Genomic DNA, 22121 nt, shown 5'->3' with positions numbered 1-22121 from the left:
CCGATTGTGATTTTTTGCTCGGTTCGCTGTGTCGGATGACTGCGCATGGACGTGTAGTCCGGGGCTGTGTCGCCGCGCAGGGCGCCCGGTGGGCGCTCATTCAGGGTGTGTTCAGTGCCTGCAGACGCTCGGGCGTGCCGACGTCGGTCCAGCGCCCGGTGTAGAGGGAGGCGCTGACGCGGCCAGCGTCCATGGCGCGGCGCAGCAGCGGTGCCAGCGGCGCAGCCACGCCCTGCGGGTTGCCCGGCGCAATATCGCACCAGGGCGGCGCAAACAACTGCGTGCGCAGCAGGGCGATGGTGCTGTAGGTGTAGCGCGGCGCCGGATCGTCTTGCGCCAGGTTCAGCGCCAGGCCGCCGGGCGAGAGGCCGAAGTCGCCGCGCGGATGGTGCGCCGGATTGGGCACCAGCCACAGGTGGGCCAGCTGGTCGCTGGCGGCAAAGGCCTGCACTGCCTCGGGGGCAAAGACGAAATCGGGCGCAAATACGTCGCCCGCTGCCAGCCAGAACAGCTCACCCAGCAGCGGCAGCGCGCGCGCAATGCCGCCGGCGGTCTCCAGTGCTGCGCCAAAGTCCTGGCCTTCGTGCGAGTATGCGATTGATAGCTGTTGGCGCCATTCCAGCAAGGGCTGGGGGCTGAAAACACTGCCAAAGTAATCGCTGATCTGTGTGCCCAGCCAAGCGGTGTTGATGGTCACTTGCGTCACCCCGGCACGGGCCAAGGCCTGCAAATGCCATTGCAGCAGCGGCTGCCCTTGCACCTGCAATAAAGGCTTGGGCGTGGTGTCAGTCAAGGGGCGCATCCGCTCGCCCCGCCCTGCGGCCAACAGTAACGCGGGGAGAGTGGCCGGGACAATAGTGGTGGGCGCTGGCGCGTCGTGCAAAGGGGGGGCGGTGGGCGGGTGATGCATGGGCGGCACTGTAGTGCACCGGATGGACATCGCGTTGATCGCAGGGGCGGTTGAGGGCGCGCTGGGCTGCGCTGGTGACGGCGCCGTTAAAATCTGCGGTTTTCTCTCTTCTTTCTCACCGGACCTGCCCTGATGGCCAACTCACAACAAATGGCGAATGCGATCCGCGCACTCGCAATGGACGCTGTTCAACAAGCCAATTCCGGCCATCCCGGCGCCCCGATGGGCATGGCCGATATGGCGGTGGCGCTGTGGGGTCAAAACCTCAAGCACAACCCCGTCAACCCGCAGTGGTTTGACCGCGACCGTTTTGTGCTCTCCAACGGCCACAGCTCAATGCTGTTGTACGCGGTGCTGCACCTGAGCGGTTACGACCTGCCGATGCAAGAGCTGAAGAATTTCCGCCAACTGCACAGCAAGACCGCTGGTCACCCCGAGTTCGGCATCACGCCGGGCGTGGAAACCACCACCGGCCCGCTCGGTCAAGGTCTCACCAACGCCGTCGGTTTTGCGCTGGCCGAAAAACTGCTGGCCAAAGAATTCAACCGCCCGCGCCACAATGTGGTCGATCACCACACCTACACCTTCCTGGGCGACGGCTGCCTGATGGAAGGCATCAGCCAAGAGGCGATCAGTCTGGCTGGCGCGTGGAAGCTGGGCAAGCTGATTGCGCTGTACGACGACAACGGCATCAGCATTGACGGCCAGGTCGCGCCCTGGTTCATCGACAACACACCGCAGCGCTTTGCCGCCTGCGGCTGGAACGTCATCGACGCCGTCGATGGCCACGACGCCGGCGCCATTGCCGCCGCACTGACACAGGCCAAGACGCAGTCCGAGCGCCCGACGCTGATCGTCTGCAAAACGGCTATCGGCAAGGGTTCACCCAACCGCGCTGGCACCTCCAAGGCGCACGGCGAGCCGCTGGGCGCGGAAGAAATCGGCCTGACGCGCGCTGCGCTGGGCTGGACGCATGTCCCGTTCGAAATTCCTGCCGACGTCTACCGCGACTGGGATGCCAAAACTGCTGGCGCCAAGGCCGAAGCCGCCTGGGACAAGCGCTTTGCCGCCTACAGCAAAGCCTTCCCCGCATTGGCCGCTGAATTCACGCGCCGCATGAACGGTGACCTGCCGGCGGCATTTGCCCAGACGGCGGTCGATACCGTGGTGCACGCGCACACCGAAGGCGCCACCGTCGCCAGCCGCAAGGCCAGCCAGCTGTCGCTGGAAGCCTTCACCGCCGCGCTGCCCGAGCTGTTGGGCGGCAGCGCCGACCTGACCGGGTCGAACCTGACCAACACCAAAAGCACCCCCGCGCTGCGTTTTGACCCAACGGGTGACGTGGTGCAAACCGATGTCAACGGCCAGATGGTCGGCGGCCGCCACATCAACTACGGCGTGCGCGAGTTTGGCATGGCGGCGATCATGAATGGCGTGGCGCTGCACGGCGGCTTCATCCCCTACGGCGGCACCTTCCTGACCTTCAGCGACTACAGCCGCAACGCCATCCGCATGGCCGCGCTGATGAAGCTGCGCGTGATCCACGTTTTCACGCACGACTCGATTGGCCTGGGCGAAGACGGCCCGACCCACCAGTCGATTGAGCACGCTGCCAGCCTGCGCTTGATTCCGGGCTTGGACGTGTGGCGCCCGGCGGACACGGCAGAAACCGCCGTCGCCTGGTCGGTAGCGCTGACCAACCGCAATAAGCCCACCGCCATGTTGCTGAGCCGCCAGAACCTGCCCTACGCCCCCAAGCGCGACCTGGGTGACATCAGCCGTGGCGCCTATGTGCTGTCCGAGCCGAGCGACGTTGGCCTCAAGGGCAAGGCCCAGGCCGTCCTCATTGCCACCGGCTCTGAAGTGCAACTGGCGCTGAAGGCACAGCGCCTGCTGGCCGCTAAAAAGATAGCTGTTCGCGTAGTTTCCATGCCGAGTACCACCACTTTTGACCGTGAAGACGTCAAATACAAAAAAGCCGTCTTGCCCGCCGGCATTCCGCGTGTGGCCGTGGAAATGGGTGTGACCGACGGCTGGTGGAAATACGGCTGCGCTGCCGTCATCGGCATCGACACCTTTGGCGAGTCGGCGCCGGCGCCGGTGCTGTTTGAGCACTTTGGCTTCACCGCAGAAAACGTCGCTGCCACCGTGCAGGCAGCGCTCAAGCGCAAATAAGTGCAAGTGAGTTTTTGGTAATCAACTTTGGAGAGACTTCAGTTATGACGATCAAGATTGGTATCAACGGCTTCGGCCGCATTGGCCGCATGGTGTTTCGCGCTGCGGTGCAAAACTTCAGCGACATCGAAGTCGTGGGCATCAACGACCTGCTGGAACCCGATTATTTGGCGTACATGCTGCAGTACGACTCGGTGCATGGCCGCTTCAAGGGCACCGTGTCGGTCGAGGGCAACATGCTCATCGTCAACGGCAAGAAGATCCGCCTGACGCAAGAGCGCGACCCCGCCGCGCTGAAGTGGAACGAGGTCGGTGCGGATGTCGTCATCGAGGCCACGGGCCTGTTCCTGACCAAAGAAACCGCGCAAAAGCACATTGATGCCGGCGCCAAGAAGGTCATCATGTCGGCTCCGTCCAAGGACGATACGCCGATGTTTGTGCATGGCGTCAACTGCAAAACCTACGCTGGTCAAGCCATCATCAGCAATGCCAGCTGCACTACCAACTGCCTAGCGCCCGTCGCCAAGGTGCTGAATGACAAGTGGGGCATCAAGCGCGGTCTGATGACCACGGTGCACGCCGCGACTGCCACGCAAAAGACCGTGGACAGCCCGAGCAACAAGGACTGGCGCGGTGGTCGTGGCATTCTGGAAAACATCATTCCGTCCAGCACCGGCGCTGCCAAGGCCGTCGGCGTGGTGATTCCGGCGCTGAACAAGAAGTTGACCGGTATGTCGTTCCGCGTGCCCACCTCCGACGTGTCGGTGGTGGACTTGACCGTCGAACTGGACAAGCCCGCGACCTACGCCGAAATCTGTGCCGAAATGAAGGCCCAGTCGCAAGGCGCGCTGAAGGGCATCTTGGGCTACACCGAAGACAAAGTGGTGGCCACCGACTTCCGTGGTGAGACGTGCACCAGCGTGTTTGACGCCGACGCCGGCCTTGCCCTGGACGACACCTTCCTGAAGGTCATCGCCTGGTATGACAACGAGTGGGGCTACTCGAACAAGTGCCTCGACATGGTGCGCGTGGTATCTGCCAAGTAAGAGCAAGAGCGTGTTGACGCTCTGAGCTTCGCCTCTGTCCCAGCCGCCTGCCCTGCGCAGGCGGCTTTTTTTTGCCTGCCCGAAAGGAGCTTTTGGCCTACACGCGATGGCGCACGCAGCGCATGGGCCGGTGCGGCCAGGATGGGCACAGTGGAAGTGTCTTTTTTAGCGGCCTCTTTCAATTATTTCACTATGCGTTTCCAACACCTGTTTGAGCTCTGCAAAAAAGCGGTGCTGGCCTGGATGGATGATTTTGCACCGAGCATGGGTGCAGCCATTTCCTACTACACCGTGTTTTCACTGGCGCCGTTGCTGGTGATCGTGATTGCCGTGGCTGGTGCCGTGTTTGGCCATGAAGCCGTGCAGGGCGAGATCGTCGGCCAGCTGCAGGGCTTGATTGGCCGCGATGGTGCACTGGCCGTGCAAGGATTGATCAAGAGTGCCAGTGAGCCCGCCAAAGGGCTGTGGGCGGGCGGGATCAGTATCGGCGTACTGCTGATCGGCGCCACCACGGTGTTTGCTGAATTGCAAAGCGCTTTGGACCGTATCTGGCATGTGCCCGAGAAGGCCAAGCCCAGTGGCCTGTGGGCCGTGCTGCGCGCCCGCGTGTTGTCGTTCGGACTGATCATGGGGGTGGCATTTTTGCTGATGGTGTCGCTGTCGGTCAGTGCCGGCATCTCGGCCATGGGCACTTGGGCTAGCGGCCTGCTGCCGGGTTGGGAGGTGCTGCTGCAGGGCATCAACATGGCGCTGTCACTGGCGATCACCACGGTGCTGTTTGCCATGATTTTTCGTTTCATGCCCTCGGTACCGATTGCGTGGCGTGATGTCTGGGTGGGTGCTGCCGTTACCGCCGTGTTGTTTGAACTGGGCAAATTTTTAATTGGCCTGTACCTGGGCAAAAGCGGTGTCAACGAATCGTTTGCTGCCGCTGGCTCGTTGGTCGTGCTGCTGGCCTGGGTGTATTACGCGGCGCAGATCTTTCTACTGGGGGCCGAGTTCACCAAAGTCTATGCCGATGACCGCGGCTCCAAGTGCGGTGTGGAGGCCGTCGCTGCCACGCACCACAGCGCACAGGTAGCGGCTGATGGCACCGACGTTACGGCCTCGCACCCGGACGCTGCCGTGTTGGCGCCTACCTGCCCCGGCCCCAACCCTGCACTGGCGGCGTCGTCTGTGCTGGGGCAGGCTGTGATGGTGCTGTCACTGGTGGTCTTGGTGCAGGCCATGTTGATGGGCTGGCGCCGGTCACGGCCCACGCCCCAGCGGCGACCGTAAGACAAGGCCCACGCGCATGCGTCGGTAAAGCCTACGCCCGTGGTGCGGTGCGCTATCCACAATGAAAGCGATTGTTACTACCTGCATGTGCTCTGCTTTTTGGAGCCATGTACTCCAGAAAGAACCCCCTGTCATGCAAACCATTTCTCTGATCCGTACCTGCCTTGCCATGCTGACAGCCGCCGCCCTGGCTGCCTGTTCATCCACACCGCCGCCGACAGAGGAAATGGCGGTCGGGCGCAGTACCCTGCAACGGATTTCGGCGGCGCCCAATGTGGCCGCAGACGCCCCAGTCGAACTGCAGCGGGCGCGCGACAAGTGGGTGCAGGCAGAAAAAGCCATGACCGACAAGGACTATGTGCAGGCACGCCGCTTGGCCACCGAAGCCGCCGCCGATGCGCGCTTGGCTGAATCGAAGACCGATGCCGCCACCAGCGCCGCATCGCTCAAGCAGGTGCAGGACGGCATCCGCGCACTGGACGAAGAAATCAAACGCCGCGCGCCCCGCTAAGCCGCTCTCTCTATTTTTTCAAGGAATTTGCACCATGCACCCGACCTTTCGTCGCACCACCCTTTTGGCCACTGCCCTGCTCGCTGCCGGCTTGATGGCCGCCTGTGCCAGTCGCGGCCCGCTGCCCGCACTCGAGGAGGCCCGCAGCACCGTTGAACGCACCAGCAGCGACCCAGCCGTGGGCCAGTATGCACAGATCGAATTGAAAGACGCCCGTGACACGCTGGCACGCGCTGACCATGTCTGGGCTTATGAAAAGGACGAGTCCGAGGTCAATCACTTGGCCTATTTGGCGCAGCAGCGGGCAGAAATTGCCAGCAACACCGCGCGAGCCCGCCAGATCGATGCACAAATCCAGCAATCGGGCAGCGAGACTGACCGCTTGCGCCTGCAGGCGCGCACTCAAGAAGCCGACCAGGCCACCCAGCGCGCCGACCAGGCCACCCAGCGCGCCGACCAGGCCACGCAGCGCGCCCAGATGGCACAGCAGCAGGCCATGAGCGCCGAGCAGCGCGCCGCGCAGCAGCAGGCGGCAGCGCGCAGTGCGCAAGAGCGCGTGGGCGTTCTGGAAGCCCAGCTGCGGGAAATGGAAGCCCAGCAAACCGAGCGCGGTCTGCTGGTCACCCTGGGCGATGTGCTGTTTGCCTTTGACAAGGCCGAGCTGTCGGCCCAGGCAGCGCCGCGCCTGGACAAGCTGGCGCGCTTTTTGACGCAGTTTCCAGAGCGCAAGATGCTGATCGAGGGCTATACCGACAGCGTTGGCAATGAGGCCTACAACCTGAGTCTGTCCGAGCGCCGTGCGCAAGCCGTGCGTGATGCCCTGGTGCAGCGTGGTGTGGACAGCGCACGCATCTCGGCACGCGGCTTTGGCAAGGCCCATCCAGTAGCCGATAACGGCTCAGCGGATGGCCGCGCCATGAACCGCCGCGTCGAGATCGTGATTGCCGACGACCAAGGCAACCTGCGTGGCCGCTGACCGCCATTGCGCAAGGGCTGGGCCTGGGGCACTACACCTGGGTCAATAATGCGGCGGCAGTTCGTCGCGCAGGTTGCGCGGCGTGCCGCCGCTGCTGTAGGACTGTTGTTGGCGCATCTGTTTCAACTCTTGCAGCAGCGCGTCGATTTGCAGCTGCTGGCGGTAGAGGGCCATGTTCAGTTGCTCCAGCAAGTCTTCGCTGTAGCTGGCCTTGATTTCCAGTTCGGTAAGGCGCTGGTCGGTGTCAGAGGTGGATTCCATGGCGCCATTGGACAGGAGTTTGTGGTGCTCCCGGCTTTGCCTACATAAAACACCCATAAAAAAGCTGCCAGGGCTTATGAGATAAGTGCTGGCAGCTCTTGAAATGTGAGTGAGAAGCGGGGGTGCCGGTGTCGTGCCCACCGGCACCGCTGGGCTTTACTCTTCGGTCTGTTCCTGCGTGCGGATGGTTTCGCGGGCGTGGCGATCCTTGAGGCGACCGAGGTCAGCGTCGAGAGCGCGCATCAGTTTTTCTAGTGCGCCAGTGAAGGCGTCGGCCACTTTGTCGGCGTCTGCCGTCACGGTCACGGGTTGGCGCCCGGCAGGACGTGCTTCGACGCGGCAACGTTTGTCGTTCACGCTGGCTTTACCGGCTGCGGTGTCGGTCAAAAACACTTCAATGCGGGTGAGGTGCTCGCGAAAACGTCCCAGGCGCGCAGTGGCTTCTTCCTGAATCCATTGGGCCAGGGATTCGCCGCCCTGGATGTTGTCGTCGGTGTGTACTTGAACTTGCATGGATTCTCCTTTGGCATGGGCCGGCACAGAGGCCGGAATGAAAATGGATACGGCACTGGCATACATCATGCCGCAACGGGAGTCCGGCATAGGCTTCGCAGGCCTTTTTCTGCTGATAATAGTACGCATCAGCCCCGCGGCAAGGCGCAAGAAGCCCCAGACGACAAGAAAGAAACCCTCCTACAGACGCCGTGCGCCAAGGGTGTTACAAACAAACGATGCCTGCCAACTCTCGCCTCAAAATTGGTTTGTCGGCCTGTTTTCAACACGCTGACCCCGACCGTTCTCTTTTTACCGGCAAAACCTTGCAGTACGTCGAACAATCGGTGGCGCACTGGATCATGTCGGCTGGTGCCATGGTCGTCATGGTGCCATGTCCCACCGGTGCCACCGCGCGTGGCGATGTCACGCTGGCGCATTACGCGCAGTGGCTCGACGGCGTGGTGATGCACGGCGGCGCCGATGTCTGGCCGGGCAACTATGGCGAGACGCCGCTGCGCGAGGCTTGGCTGGGCGATCAGGTGCGCGACCTGTACGACTTGGCGGTGGTCGAGGCGTTTTCGCAGGCTGGCAAGCCGATTTTTGGCATTTGCCGGGGCTTGCAGCTGATCAACGTAGCCTTTGGTGGCTCGCTCTACCAGGACATTGAAACCCAGCGTCCTGGCACGCTGCAGCACCGCAATGCCACCACCTATGATCAGAATTTCCATGAGATCGAGTTTGTCTCTGGCACCCATCTGGCGCAGATGTACCCGGGGCGGCGGCGGGCGCGTGTCAACAGCATCCACCACCAGGGCATCAAACGCCTGGCACCAAATTTTGAAATCGAGGCTTTCAGCCATCCCGACGTGGTGCCCGAAGCCATTCGTCGCCGCGCCAGCCCGGGGCGCAGCTATATTGCGGCCACCCAGTGGCATCCGGAGTTCCATACGCCGGGTTCCAACACGCTGGACGACACGCCCATCCTGAACGACTTTCTGGCCGCTTGCACTGCAGGGCGCGCCGTGGTGCCGGCGCCGGGCCACAGCCCGTTGCACATCCGTGACCGCGCCGCCCGCCTATTGCGCCAGGCCTTGCTGCGCAGCCATTGAGGCTGCGCAGCAAGGCCTCAAGGCATCCATACCTCAATGCTGGTGGCCATGCTCGCCGTGGACGTGGCGGTGCGTGACTTCTTCGGCTGAGGCAGCGCGCACGCCGGTTACTTTGCAGTTGAAGCGCAGCGCCTGTCCGGCCAGCGGGTGGTTGCCGTCCAGATGCACTTCAGGGCCTTTGATTTTGACGACGTTGAACACCTGTGGCTGGCCGTCGCTGCCGACGCTCTGAATGCGACCGCCGACCTTCACGCCCGGTGGAAACTCAGCTTTTGGAATAGTGCGCACCAGCGCCGGATCGTGCTCGCCAAAGGCATCGGCGGCGCTCAGGTCGAGCGTGGTGGCAAAGCCCACGGCTTGGCCTTCCAGTGCAGCTTCGACCTTGGGGAAGATGTTTTCGTAGCCACCGTGGAGGTACGACAAATCGCCTTTGTCCACCGGCTTGCCTTGCGGGCTGGTGACTTGGTAGGACAGAGTGACGGCGGTATCTTGGGTGATGTTCATGGTGGGTTCGGGCCGTAAAAAAGGTGGGCACTATTGTCACCCAAGCGCCGGGCGGTGCTGACGTTGTCAGCTAGGCACCTCGTCCTGCGTCTGGCCGGGGTAGCGGGCAAAGCGCCGAGCCACGCTCCCATGCACCGGATCGTCCTGCGGCCAGGGCCAGCCGCCAAAGCCGGTGCGACGGTAATCCTGTAGCGCCTGCGCGATCTCGGCCTGGCTGTTCATGACAAACGGACCGTATCGCGCCACCGGTTCAGCGATCGGCTGGCCTTGCAGCAGCAGGCATTCGGCCACCGTGCGGCCCGTGTTGGTCAGCAACCAGTCTTGCCCGGCGACCAATTCCAGCGCCGCGTGCGCATGCACCTCGTATGTGTCGATGCGCAGTCCGTCGCCAACAAAAAAATACAACATGCGCCGTGTGTCTGCGCCCTGTGCAGCGGGCAACTGCCACTGCGCGCCCGGCTCCAGGCGCAGCGTCCAGATCGCCACGTCGGCCTGCGGCTGCGCCGCCCAGGACTCGGGCGGTGGCGGAAGCGGCGCCAGTTCTGGCGTGGTCCCCGGTAGGGCGCCGGCAATGACCGTCACGGTGGTGGTGCGGTTGTGCGCGTCGTGGTGCTGCAGGCGCGGGATGCGCTCGTTCCATAGCATCGTGAAGTGCGGCTCGACCATTTTTTGCCGCGCTGGCAGGTTCAACCAGATCTGGAACAGCTCCAATGGGTTGGGCGTGCTAGCGTTCAGCAGCGGAAACATTTCCGAGTGCACGATGCCTTTGCCAGCGGTGACCCACTGGACGTCACCGCCGCCAAAGCGCGCCATCGCTCCCAGCGAGTCGGCGTGGTCGATCAGCCCGCGCCGCACCAGCGTAACCGTTTCAAAGCCACGGTGCGGGTGGCCCGGAAAGCCTGGCACGGTGTCGCCGTGGTACATGCTCCAGCCATCCTTACGGCTGAAGTCGCTGCCGATTTGGCGCTCTTGCAGGGCCATGGCCGGGCCCAGGGCGTCATTGCCGGCCGGATAGGCATCGTCGTGGTGGGCACAAAACAAAAATGGGTCGAGCGTGGGCCACTGAGGGCCCAGCGGTTGGGTGTGCAAGACGGGGTCGGTCATGGCGGGCTCCTGAAGAGTAGGGCGACATGCCGGCAAGGGCCGGGCACGCGCAAGGGTGGGCGAATAGCGTCCCGCTGAGGTGCGTCCGAGAGGCGCTGGCAGAAGTGCCAGCGCTGCAACAGTGTGTTGCGCAGCAGGCGCCGCGCCCGTCAGGTGCTGGCGTTGGCTACAGCCATGGTCGGCTGTAGGGGCGGCGTATCCATGCCGCGCAGGCTGACCCCGCCCGACTGGCGCATATTGCGGTCGCCCAGCACTGGTTTGTTGTAAGCCGTGCCCAGCGTGACGCGCCAAGGTTCGATTTTGGCGGTCAGTTCGGCAGCGTTGCTGATGTCGCCTTGGTAGCGCTGCAGCACGCGCCACGCGGTTTCAATCACTTTGGCGTTTAGACTGGCCAGTCCTTGGGTGAACAGTGTTTCGACCGCTTTGCCCGGGTCGCCGTTGCGGCTGGGCGAGAGGGCCTGTTCCAGCAGCTGCAGCACATGGGTGTTACTTTCGCCCAGCAATTCGCAAAAACGTGGGTCTTTGCGTGCTGCGCCCATCAGCAGTTCTGACATCGCCATCGAGGTGGCAAAGCGCATACCCAGCTTGTGGACGATGTGCTCAGCGTCAGGCACGGTGACGTTGCGGGTGGGCAGCAGCGCCAGCACTGAGAGCAGGTTGCAGGCGGCTTCAAAATCAAAGTCCGGTTCCAAGATCGCCTTGGTCAGCACCGCCAGCGCTTCGAGCGTCGGAGCTTGGGTCTCGGCTTGGAGCTCAGCTTCTGTTTTATCGTCACCTTTGTTCTTGTCTTGGCTCTTGGCCTTGTCTTTACCCATGCTTATGCAGGCATCCAGCACTTGCAGCGTTTGCACCATGCGGCGCAGGCGCACCGACTCGGGGTTGCGCTCGGACATGCGCTGCTGGTCGAGCAGAAATTGGCGCAGCTGCTTGGGTTCGTCAATGTCAAAGCGGGCAATGCCCAGCAGCGTCAGCGTCTGGCCGTCAAACATCTTTGATCCCAGGCCCAGGCGCACCGCGCCTTCCAGTAAGCCGATAGCCTTTTCTTTGTCGCCCAGATAGAAGGCCAACATGCCGTGGCGCTGCAGCCGTGCGATGGAGGAGGGCGTCAGTTCGGTAGACATCTGGTAGGCATGGAGGGCCTCGTCAAACTGGCCCAGCTCCATCAGCGTGCGTGCCAAGTTGTCGTAGGCATCGGCATAAATGTTCTCATCTAGCAGCAGCGCTTCCAGCAGTGGCTTGGCCTTGTGTGGCTGGCCCATTTCCAACTGCACCCGCGCCAGACCCAGGCGCGCCCAGGGGGCTTTTTCAGTCGCCAAGACCGATTCGTACAGCTTTTGCACCATGTCAAAGCGCCCCAGGCGCAGCAGCAGCTCGGCGCCGACGCGCGCGGCGTACGTCCAATAGGCGCCGCGCTCATTCAGGCGCATCAGGCATAGGCGGGCGGCTTGCGTAAATTCTTGGTCTTCAATCGCTTGGTGGATGTCCTGTAGCGCCACTTTGCGCTGGCGTGCCTGCGAGATACGATCTTGCAGGCGGGCGGCAGTGAAGGGCTTGAGCAGGTAAGAGTCGAGCATCGACTCAGCGGCTTCAGACACCTTGCTGTATGAGGCCTCGGGCGTGACCATGATGAAAATGGTCGCCAGCGGCAACATGCCGCCGCGGCGCAAGTCGTCCAGCAATTCCTGCCCGGTGACGGACTCTTGCGGAAAATTTTGCTCGCACAGCACGATGTCGAAGGTTTGCGCCTCCAGGTGCCGGCGCGCATCGCTGGCGCGCGAGGCTTGCCGAATGGAGCGCACACCCAGCGCGCGCAATTGCGACAACATGACGCTGCGGGTAGCGTTATTGGCATCCGCAACCAAGGCCGTAGCGTCGGTTAAATCGTTGGTAATGGTTCGGTTCCAGCTCATGGGTCGATTTTGCCCCGAGATGGTGAAGCGTTCAGTCGGATTCGGCGGCGGGTATGGTCAATCCGCGCTGCACGGCCGGGCGCATCTCCCATGCGGCCAGCACACGGCACACGTTGCCAAAGCGGTCAAAGTCCACCAGATGGCCGGCGTCGTAAGAACCCACTAGGTTGCGCACCCAGGGCAGGGTGGCAATGTCGGCCACGCTGTAGTCGTCGCCCATGATCCAGCGGCGCCCTTGCAGGCGCGCCTCAAGCACCGTCAGCAGGCGCTTGCATTCGGCGGCGTAGCGATCGCGCGGACGCTTGTCGTCATAGTTTTTTCCGGCAAATTTGTGGAAGAAACCCAACTGTCCAAACATGGGACCGACGCCGCCCACCTGCCACATCAGCCACTGGATGGTTTCGTAGCGCGCCGCGCCGGCCTTGGGCAACAGCTGGCCGGTCTTGTCTGCCAGGTACAGCAGGATGGCACCCGATTCGAACAAGGGCAGTGGCACGCCGTCCGGCCCGTGGGGGTCGATGATGGCGGGGATCTTGTTGTTCGGGTTGAGCGACAGGAACGCGGATGAAAACTGCTCTTGGTGCTCAAAGCTGACCCGGTGCGGCTCGTAGGGCAGGCCAATTTCTTCGAGCATGATCGACGCCTTCACGCCGTTGGGCGTGGGCAGCGCATACAACTGCAACCGATCCGGGTGCCGGGCCGGCCATTGGCGTGTGATGGGAAAGCGGGACAGGTCAGTCATGGTTCGTGTTCCTTGGTGAAAGGTGAAACCCCGCGCAGCCAGGGGCTGCGCGCAGCAACGCAGGCCATGGTATGCGCGCCGCGTCCGCCGCGCCAGACCCTGCGCTGGCAAGCCTGTTTGCCAGGGTTATCGACCGACCACGGACCAACCGGCGTGCAGATTGGTCTTGTCGTTTTCGTATTCCCAGGCTGTGCCGCAGTGGTCGCAGACATAGCGGGTGACGGTCACCAGGCCGTGCTCACGCTCTTCTTTGCGGTTGCCGCGTTGCACCAATTCAGGGTGGCCGGGGGCGCGGCGCCAATTGCGCTGGATACCGGCGCAGCCGTCGCACAGTTCCATCTTTTTCAGTTCGCTCTGTCGAGCCAGGTCTTTGGTCATGGGGGCGCCGTAATGGGGAAGTGGGGGAGGTGGGGGGATTAAAGGAGCGGGGCGGCTACTTTAACGAAATTGCACCGGGGTTACCAGAATGCATCCAAAAACAGTTATAACGCACGCCAGATATGCGCTATTAGCTATTAAATCAGGAGTACATGTGCTGTAATGATGGAATTCTTGAATATCTATTCAATATATAATATATTTATTGGTTAAGCCATTGAATTTGCTAAAAATTTACATATAAAAACCCATTCAAAAATAGCCACCATGTCCTCCGTAGACCTCTCCAGCAAAGCCCTGCAAGCCCTGCGCCGCCAGGGCGGCGTACTCAGCAGTGCTGAGCTGCAAGATCTGCTCGGTGTGAGCCAACCCAGCGTGTCGCGGGCGCTGGCGCCGCTGCTGGCTGCGGGGCAGGTGCGCAAGGTCGGCGCGGCGCGCACGCAGCGCTATGTGCTGGTGCGCCAAGTGGCGGGGGTCGGCTCTGAGATTGCCCTGGCACGTGTTGATGCCCACGGCCAGCCAGCGCCGTTTGGCCGCATGCTGGCGCTGGCCGGCGGCGGTTTTTGGGTGGACGAGGTGGACGGCGTCAGCGAGCAGCACGACGGCCTGCCCTGGTTTCTGGACGACATGCGTCCGCAAGGTTTCATTGGCCGCACCTTTGCGCACAGCCACCCCACGCTGCAATTGGGCAGCGACCCGCGCCAATGGAGTGAGGACGACGTGCTGCGCGCCCTGACGTTGTGCGGCGAAGACCAGCCCGGCAACTTGGTGGTCGGCGAGACCTCGTTTGAGCGCTTTCACAGCGTGTCCGAACGTACACTGCGCGCTGCCTCGGCAGCCGACTACCCTGCGCTGGCACAGCGCGCCATGCAGGGCACGCACGCCGGTTCGTCTGCCGGCGGTGAGCAGCCCAAGTTCTGTTGCAGCACCGCCGGGCGCAGCGTCATCGTCAAGTTCTCGCCGGCGGGCGATTCGCCCGCAGAGCAGCGCATTCGCGATTTGCTGGTGTGCGAACACCTAGCGCTGACCACCTTGGCAGAAGCCGGCGTGCCCGCCGCGCGCACGGCGTTGTTCATCGACGCCGGCCGGGTCTTTCTGGAGTCCGAACGCTTTGACCGCACCGTGGACTTGAACGACAACGGTGTGCCAGGGCGCATCGGCATGGTGTCGCTGCAGGTTTACAACGCGCAGTACATCGGCGACATCGACAACTGGGCCGCCACCGCCCAGCGCCTGGAAGCGCGCGGCCTGATCACCGCTACTGATGCGCGCCATTTGTGCCTGCTCGAAGCCTACGGCCAGCTGATTGCCAACACCGACCGGCACTACGGCAACATTTCGTTTGTGTTGCAGGACGACGATTGGGCGCTGTCCCCCACCTACGACATGCTGCCCATGCTCTATATGCCGATCCACAGCGAAATCGTCCCGCGCGACTTTGCCGCCGCGCCGCTCCAGCCCAGCGCCGCCACCCTCGCGGTGTGGCCGCTGGCGCAGCAACTGGCGGGGAATTTTTGGCGCAGCGCGGCGCAGGATGCGCGTATCTCGGCTGGATTCAGGGCGATTGCGGTGGGGAATGCCGGATGAATGTCCGGTGTGGCCAGGAATCAACGCGTGTCAGGAGCCGAGGCCGCCGTTCAACGAAACACCCGCTGCAATGCAGCCACCAGCATCCCCATCCCACCCAGCAGCGCCACCAGGCTGAAGTGGTCAATGGTGGCGAGTAGCGTGGCCTGTTGTGCCACCAGTTGCGCTGCCTGTGCCAGCGCCAACTGAGTGGCCTCAGGCGCGGGTAGAGCGCCGCTCATGGTCTGCTGCAGGTGCTGCACCAGCGCGGTGAACTGGGGCGTGTACAGGTTCACCTGCGCGGCCAACACCTCGTAGTGCACGGCGCTGCGCCATTGCTGGCCGACCGTCGCCAGTGCGATGCCCATGGCAATGCCGGCTTGCGCCATCATGTTTTTGAGTTGCTGCGCATGGGAGAACACCGATTCTTCGTGCTCGACACCGCGAAACGTCTGCATGGCCGATACCGGTAACACGGTCAGTAGAAAGACGCTTTGAAGTGCCAGTGCTGGCAGCACATGGCGCCACAGATCTACTCCGGTGTGGATGCGCGTGAGCAGCGTGCCAGAGAGCGCCAGCGCGCAGAAGCCGGTCACCAGAAATTTGCGCGGGGAGGGGTGGCGCGGCAGCAGGCGAGACATCACCAGCCAAGTCAGCAAGGCGGCGCTCAGACTAAGCGCCTCGATCAGACCCAAGGTCTGCCAGCCAAAGCCCAGCGCGCGTTCCAGTAGGACCGGCACGGCGTAGTTGTTGGCACCCAGCATCACGTAGGCAAAGCCAAACAGCCCCAGCCCGGTCAGGTAGCGCGTGCTCCACATCTCGCGCACACGCAGCAGCGGGTCGGCTTGGTAGTGCTGCTGGTGCAGGTACAACGCCAGCCCGGCGAGCGCGCCGAGCAGTGTCAGCAGCACCGCGAGCGTGTGGGCATAGAAGTCGTAGTACAGACGCTGCAGCCCGTACAGCAGGCCAAAGCTGGCACCCACCAGCAACAGTTGCTGCCAGGGCTGCACGGCCGAGCGGCGCTGCGGTACGTCACGCGGGCCACCGTTCAGTGCCAGTGTTGCCAGCACGAACACCAGTAATCCCAGCGCTGCCAGCAACCAGTACATCGCCGACCAATGGCCTTCGGCTACCGCTGCTGCCGCCAGCCACGGTGCGGCAGCGATGCCGATAGCCAAGCCGAAGGCGAGGCAGCGGATGCCCACAAAGCGCTGGGGGCCCGCCAGCCGGTGCTGGAGAACCATGCGACTGGCGGTGAAGAACGCGCCGCCGCCCAGCGCCATGACGGTGCGGCCCAGCAAAAATCCGTTGAAATCGTGGCTGGTGGCGCACAGCAGCGAACCGGCTACCGACACCACCGCCGATAGCTGAATGAAGTGCTGCCCGCCCAGGCGCTCGACCCACCAGCGTTGCAGCGAGATGGCGAGGATGGCTAAGCTCGCGTACACCGATGCAATCAGGCTGAATTCCTCCGGCCCCAGGCTTAGGTTGCCCATCAGGGGCGCCGCAGCGAAGGCCGTCATGCCGGCTTGGAGAAACTCGGTCAGCGACAACACGAAAATCGTGACGTACAGCAGCCGGTTCGACACGGGTGGGTGCATGGTGGCGCTCGGTGTGGTGCGATGCGGGGAAGAGGGCGGATGCTCAGACGGGCATTTTTCGGAACGCGAGAGCGAAGCGATTCCAGGTGTTGATGGTGGTCACCAGCAGGGTCAGATCCACCAGCGCCTCGGGCGTGAAATGCGGACGGATGCCTTCCCACACCGCGTCGGGCACATGCGTGTCGGCTACCAGCGTGACGGCTTCGGTCCACGCCAGCGCAGCGCGTTCGCGGTCGCTGAAGAACGGTGTCTCGCGCCAGGCCGACAGGGTGGCTAGGCGACGTGTCTGCTCGCCGCCTTTCACCGCATCAGTGAAATGCATGTCGAGGCAAAAGGCGCAGCCATTGATCTGCGAGGTGCGCAGCCGCACCAGATCTACCAGCGGCTTGTCGAGGCCGGACTTGGCGATGCGCTGCTCCAGCGCGCCGAGGACTTTCATCACGTCAGGGTTGGCGGTATAGAAGTTGAGGCGGGGTTCCATGGGGGCTCCTTGAAGGAATGAAGAATGACTGCAAAGATATCGGCGATGCCAATCGCTGATAAGTCGGCAAAATGACAAAGATTTGTCCTAAAAATGAGACGTCTGTATGGATTTGAACGACCTGCGTTACTTCGCCCTCATCGTTGAGCACGGCGGCTTCAGCGCCGCTGAACGGGCGACGCATGTCACCAAGTCCAAACTCAGCCGGCGCATCGCGCTGCTGGAAGATCGTCTGGGCGTGCGCCTAATCCAGCGCAGCACGCGTCGCTTGTCACTCACCGAGGACGGGCGCGCCTTCTATGCGCATTGCGCCGCCATGCTGGTAGAGGCCGAGGCCGCCCAGCAGGCGGTCGAGCAACTGAGTACGGCTCCGTCGGGTACCGTGCGGCTGACCTGCCCGGTGGCGATGGCGCAGTTCTACGTCGCGCGCATCGTCGCCGGCTTCATGCGCCAATACCCCAAGGTGCGGGTCGAGATTGAATCCACCGACCGCATCGTTAACCTCATCGACGAGCGCATCGACGTCGCCTTGCGCGTGCGCGACAGCGGTCTGGAAGTCCCGGGTCTGGTGGCACGGCGCATTGCCTCCGGGCACATGGTGCTGGTCGCCAGCGCCGCGTACCTCGCAGGCTGCTCGCCAGTGATCGATGTGGCGCAGATCGCCGTGCTCGATACTATCGGCGGCCAGCACGAGGGGTCTGCTCAGAGCTGGTCGTTGATGGCTGCAGGCGGGCGAAGCGTGCGCATCACGCACTGCCCGCGCTTGCTATGCTCGGACTACACCGTGCAGTTTGAAGGGGCTGTGGGCGGCGTGGGCATTGCCTTGCTGCCGCTGCGCATCGTCTGGCGCGCACTGGAGGCCGGGACGCTGGTGCGTGTGGCGGGAGACTGGAGTACGCCCGAGCAGGACATCTATCTCGTCTTCCCCAGCCGCCGTGGCTTGCTGCCGGCGGTGCGGGCACTGATCGACCATTTGGTGCTGCAGATACCGGATGCGCTGGGGCGCTAAGGCCAGGCTTGGCGTACTACTGCAGACAGCACGCCTGAGGTTGCGTTAAAAACGACGTTTTCTGTCACTCAGCGCCAAGCGTTAGTCCCATTGCCCGCCAGAAATGAAAACGCCCAGCAAAGCTGGGCATTGGCAGGAGTTCTCGCAGTGCGGACGTCAGATTTTTTTACCGATTTTTTGTGGTTTTCATTTTTGTTGAAAAATGAAAAATGTCTCAAATATCAATATTCCCCGCCCGCAGCGCGTTGGCTTCAATGAATTCGCGCCGCGGCTCAACCTCATCGCCCATCAGCATGGTGAAGACGCGGTCGGCTTCGATGGCGTCGTCGATCTGCACGCGCAGCAGGCGGCGCACGGTCGGATCCATGGTGGTTTCCCACAGTTGCGCCGGGTTCATTTCGCCCAGACCCTTGTAGCGCTGGCGCGCGGTGGTGCGCTCGGCTTCCGAGATCAGCCAAGCCATGGCTTGGCGGAAGTCGGCCACTTTCTCTTCTTTCTGACGCTCGCCTTCGCCGCGCAGCGCCTTGGCGCCGGCGCCCAGCAGACCACGGAAGGTGTCGGAGGCCTCGTGCAGGGCGGCGTAATCGGCTCCGCGCACAAAGTCTTGCGTGATGACGCTGCTTTTGACGTTGCCGTGGTGGTGGCGGCTGATGCGCAGCAGCGGTTTGTCGGTGCGCACGTCAAATTCGCCGGCCACTTCAGCCGGGGTGCCGGTGATGTTCAGCTCACGCAGCTTGGCTTCGAGCACCACGGCGCTAGCCTCAGCGTCTTGCAAGGTGTCTAAATTCAGCGAAATGCCATCGGCCACGGCGCGCAGGGCTTCAAAGTCCATGAAGCCGGACAGGCGGGCAATTACCCTCTCGGCCACTTGGTGTTTTTGTGCCAAGTCGGCCAGTGCTTGACCGGTCAGCACGTTGGCATCGGCCTCGGTGCTGGTGACGATGCTGGCGTCTTTCAGCGCGATGCGCAGCAAAAAGCCGTCGAGTGCTGAAGCGTCTTTCAGGTACAGCTCTTCTTTGCCGGCCTTGACTTTGTAGAGCGGCGGCTGGGCGATGTAGATGTGGCCGCGCTCGACCAGCTCGGGCATTTGGCGGTAGAAGAAGGTCAGCAGCAGGGTGCGGATGTGCGCGCCATCGACGTCAGCGTCGGTCATGATGATGATGCGGTGGTAGCGCAACTTGGCGACGTCAAAGTCGTCGTTGCCAGTGCTGCCGCCGGCTTTGCCAATGCCGGTGCCTAAAGCGGTGATTAGCACCAAAATTTCGTTACTGGTCAGCAGTTTTTCGTAGCGGGCTTTTTCGACGTTCAAGATCTTGCCGCGCAGCGGCAGGATGGCCTGGAACTTGCGGTCGCGCCCTTGCTTGGCTGAGCCGCCGGCGGAGTCACCCTCGACAATGTAAATCTCGCACAGCGCCGGGTCTTTTTCCTGGCAGTCGGCCAGTTTGCCGGGCAGGCCCATGCCGTCGAGCACGCCTTTGCGGCGTGTCATTTCGCGCGCTTTGCGGGCAGCTTCACGGGCGCGGGCGGCTTCAACAATCTTGCCGCAGATGATTTTGGCGTCGGCCGGGCGCTCTTGTAGGTAGTCGCTGAGCAGCTTGCCGACGATGTCTTCGACGGGCGCACGCACTTCGCTCGACACCAGTTTGTCTTTGGTCTGGCTGCTGAATTTGGGCTCGGGCACTTTGACGCTCAGCACGCAGCACAGGCCTTCGCGCATGTCGTCCCCGGTCACTTCGACCTTGGCCTTTTTGGCGAACTCGTGTTCTTCGATGTACTTGTTGATGACGCGCGTCATGGCGGCGCGCAGACCGGTCAGGTGGGTGCCACCGTCACGCTGCGGAATGTTGTTGGTGAAACACAGCACTTGCTCGTTGTAGCCGCTGTTCCATTGCATGGCCACTTCGACACCGATGTGTGTGCCGGGGATGCCGCCGTAGGTTTCAGCCGGACGCTCGCCCGAGGCGTAAAACGAGTTGGGGTGCAACACGGTCTTGCCCTTGTTGATGAACTCGACAAAGCCGCGCACGCCGCCCGCACCCGAGAAATCGTCTTCCTTGCCGGTGCGCTCGTCTTTGAGGCGGATACGCACGCCGTTGTTCAGAAACGAGAGTTCGCGCAGGCGCTTGGCCAGGATTTCGTAGTGGAAATCGTTGTTCTCTTTGAAGATGTCGGTGTCGGGCAGAAAGTGGACTTCGGTGCCGCGCTTTTCGGTGGCACCGGCCACTTTCATCGGCGAGACTTCCACGCCATCGACGACTTCGATGAGGCGGTTTTGCACAAAGCCCCGGCTGAATTCCAGCACGTGCATCTTGCCGTCGCGGCGCACTGTCAGGCGCAGCATTTTTGACAGCGCATTGACGCAGGACACGCCCACGCCGTGCAGGCCGCCCGAGACTTTGTAGCTGTTTTGGTTGAACTTGCCGCCGGCGTGCAGTTCGGTCAGCGCGATTTCGGACGCGGAGCGCTTGGGCTCGTGCTTGTCGTCCATCTTCACGCCGGTCGGAATGCCGCGGCCGTTGTCGGTGACGGAAATCGAGTTGTCAAAGTGGATGGTGACGACGATGTCGTCGCAGTGGCCGGCCAGCGCTTCGTCGATGGAATTGTCCACCACTTCAAACACTAGGTGGTGCAGGCCGGTGCCATCCGAGGTATCGCCGATGTACATGCCGGGGCGTTTGCGCACCGCTTCCAGGCCTTCCAGGATCGTGATGGCACCTTCGCCATAGCCTTCGCTCGCGCCGACCTGGTGGGCGTCGATCTTGGGTTGGGCGGAGGTATTGCTGCCAGTTTCTTCGGGCTCGGGCAGTTGAATTTCAGCGGTCATGGTCGGCCTTGGCAAGACAGGGAAGCGGGAGCTTCGCAGGTTTTATGAGTCAAAAGTGCCGCAAGCCCAATGAATACAAGCGCTTGCAGCTATATAAATAATAGTAATTGCCGCTTAAATGCGCATCGGCATGACGACGTACTTGAAGCTGTCGTTGCCCGGAATCGTCATCAACGCTGAGCTGTTGCCATCGGCCAAGTCGATTTTCACCATGTCTTGCGCCATGCTGGCCAGGGCGTCGATCAGGTAGGTGACGTTGAAGCCGATCTCAATGGCGTCACCGCTGTAGTCGATGTCGAGCTCGTCCACGGCTTCTTCTTGCTCGGCGTTGTTACTGGCCACGCGCAAGGTGCCGGGTTCGAGGTTTAGGCGCACGCCCTTGAACTTGTCGCTGGTCATGATGGCGGTGCGTTGCAGGCTGGCCAGCAGCGGCGCGCGGCCCAGCGTGATGCTGTTGTGGTGGTTCTTGGGGATCACGCGGTTGTAGTCGGGGAACTTGCCCTCGACCAGTTTAGTGACGAATTCCATCGCGCCAAAACTGAACTTGGCTTGGTTGTTGGCAAAGCACATTTCGATCGCGCCATCGGCATCACTGAGCAGGCGCTGCAGCTCAATCACCGTCTTGCGCGGCAGGATGACTTCCTGCTTGGGCACTTCGACGTCCAGCGTGGCGCTGGCAAAGGCCAGGCGGTGGCCGTCGGTGGCGACCAGGCTGAGTTGCTGGCCTTCAGCGACAAACAAAATACCGTTCAGGTAGTAGCGAATGTCCTGCACCGCCATGGCAAACGCCACTTGGCCGAGCAGGCTTTTCAGCGTCTTTTGTGGCACGCTGAACGTCGGACCAAAGCTGGCGGCTTCTTGCACCAGCGGAAAGTCTTCAGCGGCCAGTGTCTGCAGCGTGAAACGGCTTTTGCCGCCTTTGAGCAGCAGCTTGTCCTGGCTCGATTCCAGACTCACGGTCTGATCCGACGGCATAGAGCGCAGGATGTCGATCAGCTTGCGCGTATTCACTGTGGTAGTGAAGTCGCCGGTGTCGCCACCGAGTTCGGCGGTGGTGCGGATCTGGATTTCCAGGTCGCTGGTGGTGAACTGCAAGGCGTTGCCGGTCTTGCGCAGCATGACGTTGGCCAGGATGGGCAGGGTGTGGCGGCGCTCGACGATGCCGGCCACCGATTGCAAAACCGCGAGAACTTTGTCTTGGGGTGCCTTCAAAACGATCATGTCAGCCTCTTGTCTATTTT

The 22121-nt window shown here is 62.4% G+C and carries 20 protein-coding genes; 8 read left to right on the top strand and 12 right to left on the bottom strand.

The window, feature by feature from the left end; genetic code table 11:
- Positions 1-100: 100 nt before the first annotated feature.
- Positions 101-910, bottom strand: a complete 810-nt coding sequence (locus tag Q390_RS0102255; RefSeq protein ID WP_084153735.1) for a nucleotidyltransferase family protein — start codon at positions 908-910, stop codon at positions 101-103.
- Between the two features lie 132 nt (positions 911-1042).
- Between Q390_RS0102255 and tkt the strand changes: the two genes are divergently transcribed.
- The 5 genes from tkt to Q390_RS0102230 all read left to right on the top strand — a co-directional run bounded on the left by tkt (position 1043) and on the right by Q390_RS0102230 (position 6896).
- Complete coding sequence (tkt, locus tag Q390_RS0102250) at positions 1043-3085, top strand: transketolase (protein ID WP_027994617.1); 2043 nt, start codon at positions 1043-1045, stop codon at positions 3083-3085.
- Between the two features lie 44 nt (positions 3086-3129).
- Positions 3130-4131, top strand: a complete 1002-nt coding sequence (gap, locus tag Q390_RS0102245; protein WP_027994616.1) for a type I glyceraldehyde-3-phosphate dehydrogenase — start codon at positions 3130-3132, stop codon at positions 4129-4131.
- A gap of 192 nt (positions 4132-4323) precedes the next feature.
- Entirely contained in the window at positions 4324-5409 is a 1086-nt protein-coding gene (locus tag Q390_RS17260) for a YihY/virulence factor BrkB family protein (RefSeq protein WP_084153734.1), read from the top strand.
- Positions 5410-5542: 133 nt separating this feature from the next.
- A complete protein-coding gene (locus Q390_RS0102235) occupies positions 5543-5920 on the top strand; it encodes a DUF4398 domain-containing protein (protein WP_027994615.1) in 378 nt (125 codons plus the stop codon).
- 34 nt (positions 5921-5954) lie between these two features.
- Positions 5955-6896 (top strand): OmpA family protein, encoded by a 942-nt coding sequence (locus Q390_RS0102230; protein ID WP_027994614.1) that lies wholly within the window; start codon positions 5955-5957, stop codon positions 6894-6896.
- Positions 6897-6938: 42 nt separating this feature from the next.
- Here the strand turns inward: Q390_RS0102230 and Q390_RS0102225 are convergent, their stop codons facing one another.
- Both Q390_RS0102225 and Q390_RS0102220 read right to left on the bottom strand, forming a co-directional pair.
- Positions 6939-7157 (bottom strand): SlyX family protein, encoded by a 219-nt coding sequence (locus Q390_RS0102225; protein ID WP_027994613.1) that lies wholly within the window; start codon positions 7155-7157, stop codon positions 6939-6941.
- Positions 7158-7313: 156 nt separating this feature from the next.
- Entirely contained in the window at positions 7314-7670 is a 357-nt protein-coding gene (locus tag Q390_RS0102220) for an HPF/RaiA family ribosome-associated protein (RefSeq protein WP_027994612.1), read from the bottom strand.
- A 218-nt stretch (positions 7671-7888) separates the two neighbouring features.
- Here Q390_RS0102220 and Q390_RS0102215 point away from each other — a divergent pair, with 218 nt between their 5' ends.
- Positions 7889-8761 carry a gamma-glutamyl-gamma-aminobutyrate hydrolase family protein gene (locus Q390_RS0102215; protein WP_027994611.1) on the top strand — a complete coding sequence of 291 codons (873 nt, stop codon included), beginning with the start codon at positions 7889-7891 and terminating at the stop codon, positions 8759-8761.
- A 33-nt stretch (positions 8762-8794) separates the two neighbouring features.
- Here Q390_RS0102215 and Q390_RS0102210 read toward each other — a convergent pair whose 3' ends face one another.
- From Q390_RS0102210 to Q390_RS0102190, 5 genes are all read right to left on the bottom strand, one after another.
- Entirely contained in the window at positions 8795-9265 is a 471-nt protein-coding gene (locus tag Q390_RS0102210) for an FKBP-type peptidyl-prolyl cis-trans isomerase (protein WP_027994610.1), read from the bottom strand.
- A gap of 66 nt (positions 9266-9331) precedes the next feature.
- On the bottom strand, positions 9332-10369 hold the full coding sequence (locus tag Q390_RS0102205) for a pirin family protein (RefSeq protein WP_027994609.1): 1038 nt from the start codon (positions 10367-10369) through the stop codon (positions 9332-9334).
- Positions 10370-10518: 149 nt separating this feature from the next.
- On the bottom strand, positions 10519-12279 hold the full coding sequence (locus Q390_RS17255) for a response regulator (protein ID WP_051602994.1): 1761 nt from the start codon (positions 12277-12279) through the stop codon (positions 10519-10521).
- 31 nt (positions 12280-12310) lie between these two features.
- Positions 12311-13021 carry a glutathione S-transferase N-terminal domain-containing protein gene (locus Q390_RS0102195; RefSeq protein ID WP_027994608.1) on the bottom strand — a complete coding sequence of 237 codons (711 nt, stop codon included), beginning with the start codon at positions 13019-13021 and terminating at the stop codon, positions 12311-12313.
- A 126-nt stretch (positions 13022-13147) separates the two neighbouring features.
- Positions 13148-13399 carry a hypothetical protein gene (locus Q390_RS0102190; protein WP_027994607.1) on the bottom strand — a complete coding sequence of 84 codons (252 nt, stop codon included), beginning with the start codon at positions 13397-13399 and terminating at the stop codon, positions 13148-13150.
- Between the two features lie 267 nt (positions 13400-13666).
- Between Q390_RS0102190 and yjjJ the strand changes: the two genes are divergently transcribed.
- Complete coding sequence (gene yjjJ / locus Q390_RS0102185; RefSeq protein WP_027994606.1) at positions 13667-14986, top strand: type II toxin-antitoxin system HipA family toxin YjjJ; 1320 nt, start codon at positions 13667-13669, stop codon at positions 14984-14986.
- 50 nt (positions 14987-15036) lie between these two features.
- On the opposite strand, the gene Q390_RS0102180 is transcribed toward yjjJ, so the two are convergent.
- A complete protein-coding gene (locus Q390_RS0102180; protein ID WP_027994605.1) occupies positions 15037-16566 on the bottom strand; it encodes an MFS transporter in 1530 nt (509 codons plus the stop codon).
- A 43-nt stretch (positions 16567-16609) separates the two neighbouring features.
- On the bottom strand, positions 16610-17047 hold the full coding sequence (locus Q390_RS0102175; RefSeq protein ID WP_027994604.1) for a carboxymuconolactone decarboxylase family protein: 438 nt from the start codon (positions 17045-17047) through the stop codon (positions 16610-16612).
- A 106-nt stretch (positions 17048-17153) separates the two neighbouring features.
- Between Q390_RS0102175 and Q390_RS0102170 the strand changes: the two genes are divergently transcribed.
- The gene (locus Q390_RS0102170) at positions 17154-18056 is read left to right on the top strand and encodes a LysR substrate-binding domain-containing protein (protein WP_027994603.1); all 903 of its coding nucleotides are present in this window, start codon (positions 17154-17156) and stop codon (positions 18054-18056) included.
- A gap of 214 nt (positions 18057-18270) precedes the next feature.
- Here Q390_RS0102170 and gyrB read toward each other — a convergent pair whose 3' ends face one another.
- Together gyrB and dnaN are read right to left on the bottom strand one after the other, a co-directional pair.
- The gene (gyrB, locus tag Q390_RS0102165; protein ID WP_027994602.1) at positions 18271-20880 is read right to left on the bottom strand and encodes a DNA topoisomerase (ATP-hydrolyzing) subunit B; all 2610 of its coding nucleotides are present in this window, start codon (positions 20878-20880) and stop codon (positions 18271-18273) included.
- Between the two features lie 114 nt (positions 20881-20994).
- Positions 20995-22101 carry a DNA polymerase III subunit beta gene (gene dnaN, locus Q390_RS0102160; protein ID WP_027994601.1) on the bottom strand — a complete coding sequence of 369 codons (1107 nt, stop codon included), beginning with the start codon at positions 22099-22101 and terminating at the stop codon, positions 20995-20997.
- Positions 22102-22121 lie beyond the last annotated feature (20 nt).

Origin of the sequence: Simplicispira psychrophila DSM 11588 (genome assembly GCF_000688255.1) — a bacterium.
Taxonomy (GTDB): domain Bacteria; phylum Pseudomonadota; class Gammaproteobacteria; order Burkholderiales; family Burkholderiaceae_C; genus Simplicispira; species Simplicispira psychrophila.
The sequence above is the reverse complement of the archived record's forward strand: the minus strand, read 5'-3'. Positions and strand labels throughout refer to the sequence as shown.

Excerpts from the sequence above, each read along its gene's own strand:
- yjjJ (WP_027994606.1), top strand. The coding sequence starts at position 13,667 with ATGTCCTCCGTAGACCTCTCCAGCAAAGCCCTGCAAGCCCTGCGCCGC.
- Q390_RS0102205 (WP_027994609.1), bottom strand. The coding sequence starts at position 10,369 with ATGACCGACCCCGTCTTGCACACCCAACCGCTGGGCCCTCAGTGGCCC.
- Q390_RS0102210 (WP_027994610.1), bottom strand. The coding sequence starts at position 9,265 with ATGAACATCACCCAAGATACCGCCGTCACTCTGTCCTACCAAGTCACC.
- Q390_RS0102235 (WP_027994615.1), top strand. The coding sequence starts at position 5,543 with ATGCAAACCATTTCTCTGATCCGTACCTGCCTTGCCATGCTGACAGCC.
- Q390_RS0102190 (WP_027994607.1), bottom strand. The coding sequence starts at position 13,399 with ATGACCAAAGACCTGGCTCGACAGAGCGAACTGAAAAAGATGGAACTG.
- Q390_RS0102255 (WP_084153735.1), bottom strand. The coding sequence starts at position 910 with ATGCATCACCCGCCCACCGCCCCCCCTTTGCACGACGCGCCAGCGCCC.
- Q390_RS0102230 (WP_027994614.1), top strand. The coding sequence starts at position 5,955 with ATGCACCCGACCTTTCGTCGCACCACCCTTTTGGCCACTGCCCTGCTC.
- Q390_RS0102225 (WP_027994613.1), bottom strand. The coding sequence starts at position 7,157 with ATGGAATCCACCTCTGACACCGACCAGCGCCTTACCGAACTGGAAATC.
- Q390_RS0102195 (WP_027994608.1), bottom strand. The coding sequence starts at position 13,021 with ATGACTGACCTGTCCCGCTTTCCCATCACACGCCAATGGCCGGCCCGG.
- Q390_RS0102175 (WP_027994604.1), bottom strand. The coding sequence starts at position 17,047 with ATGGAACCCCGCCTCAACTTCTATACCGCCAACCCTGACGTGATGAAA.
- Q390_RS0102170 (WP_027994603.1), top strand. The coding sequence starts at position 17,154 with ATGGATTTGAACGACCTGCGTTACTTCGCCCTCATCGTTGAGCACGGC.
- Q390_RS17255 (WP_051602994.1), bottom strand. The coding sequence starts at position 12,279 with ATGAGCTGGAACCGAACCATTACCAACGATTTAACCGACGCTACGGCC.
- Q390_RS17260 (WP_084153734.1), top strand. The coding sequence starts at position 4,324 with ATGCGTTTCCAACACCTGTTTGAGCTCTGCAAAAAAGCGGTGCTGGCC.
- gyrB (WP_027994602.1), bottom strand. The coding sequence starts at position 20,880 with ATGACCGCTGAAATTCAACTGCCCGAGCCCGAAGAAACTGGCAGCAAT.
- dnaN (WP_027994601.1), bottom strand. The coding sequence starts at position 22,101 with ATGATCGTTTTGAAGGCACCCCAAGACAAAGTTCTCGCGGTTTTGCAA.
- Q390_RS0102220 (WP_027994612.1), bottom strand. The coding sequence starts at position 7,670 with ATGCAAGTTCAAGTACACACCGACGACAACATCCAGGGCGGCGAATCC.
- tkt (WP_027994617.1), top strand. The coding sequence starts at position 1,043 with ATGGCCAACTCACAACAAATGGCGAATGCGATCCGCGCACTCGCAATG.
- gap (WP_027994616.1), top strand. The coding sequence starts at position 3,130 with ATGACGATCAAGATTGGTATCAACGGCTTCGGCCGCATTGGCCGCATG.
- Q390_RS0102180 (WP_027994605.1), bottom strand. The coding sequence starts at position 16,566 with ATGCACCCACCCGTGTCGAACCGGCTGCTGTACGTCACGATTTTCGTG.
- Q390_RS0102215 (WP_027994611.1), top strand. The coding sequence starts at position 7,889 with ATGCCTGCCAACTCTCGCCTCAAAATTGGTTTGTCGGCCTGTTTTCAA.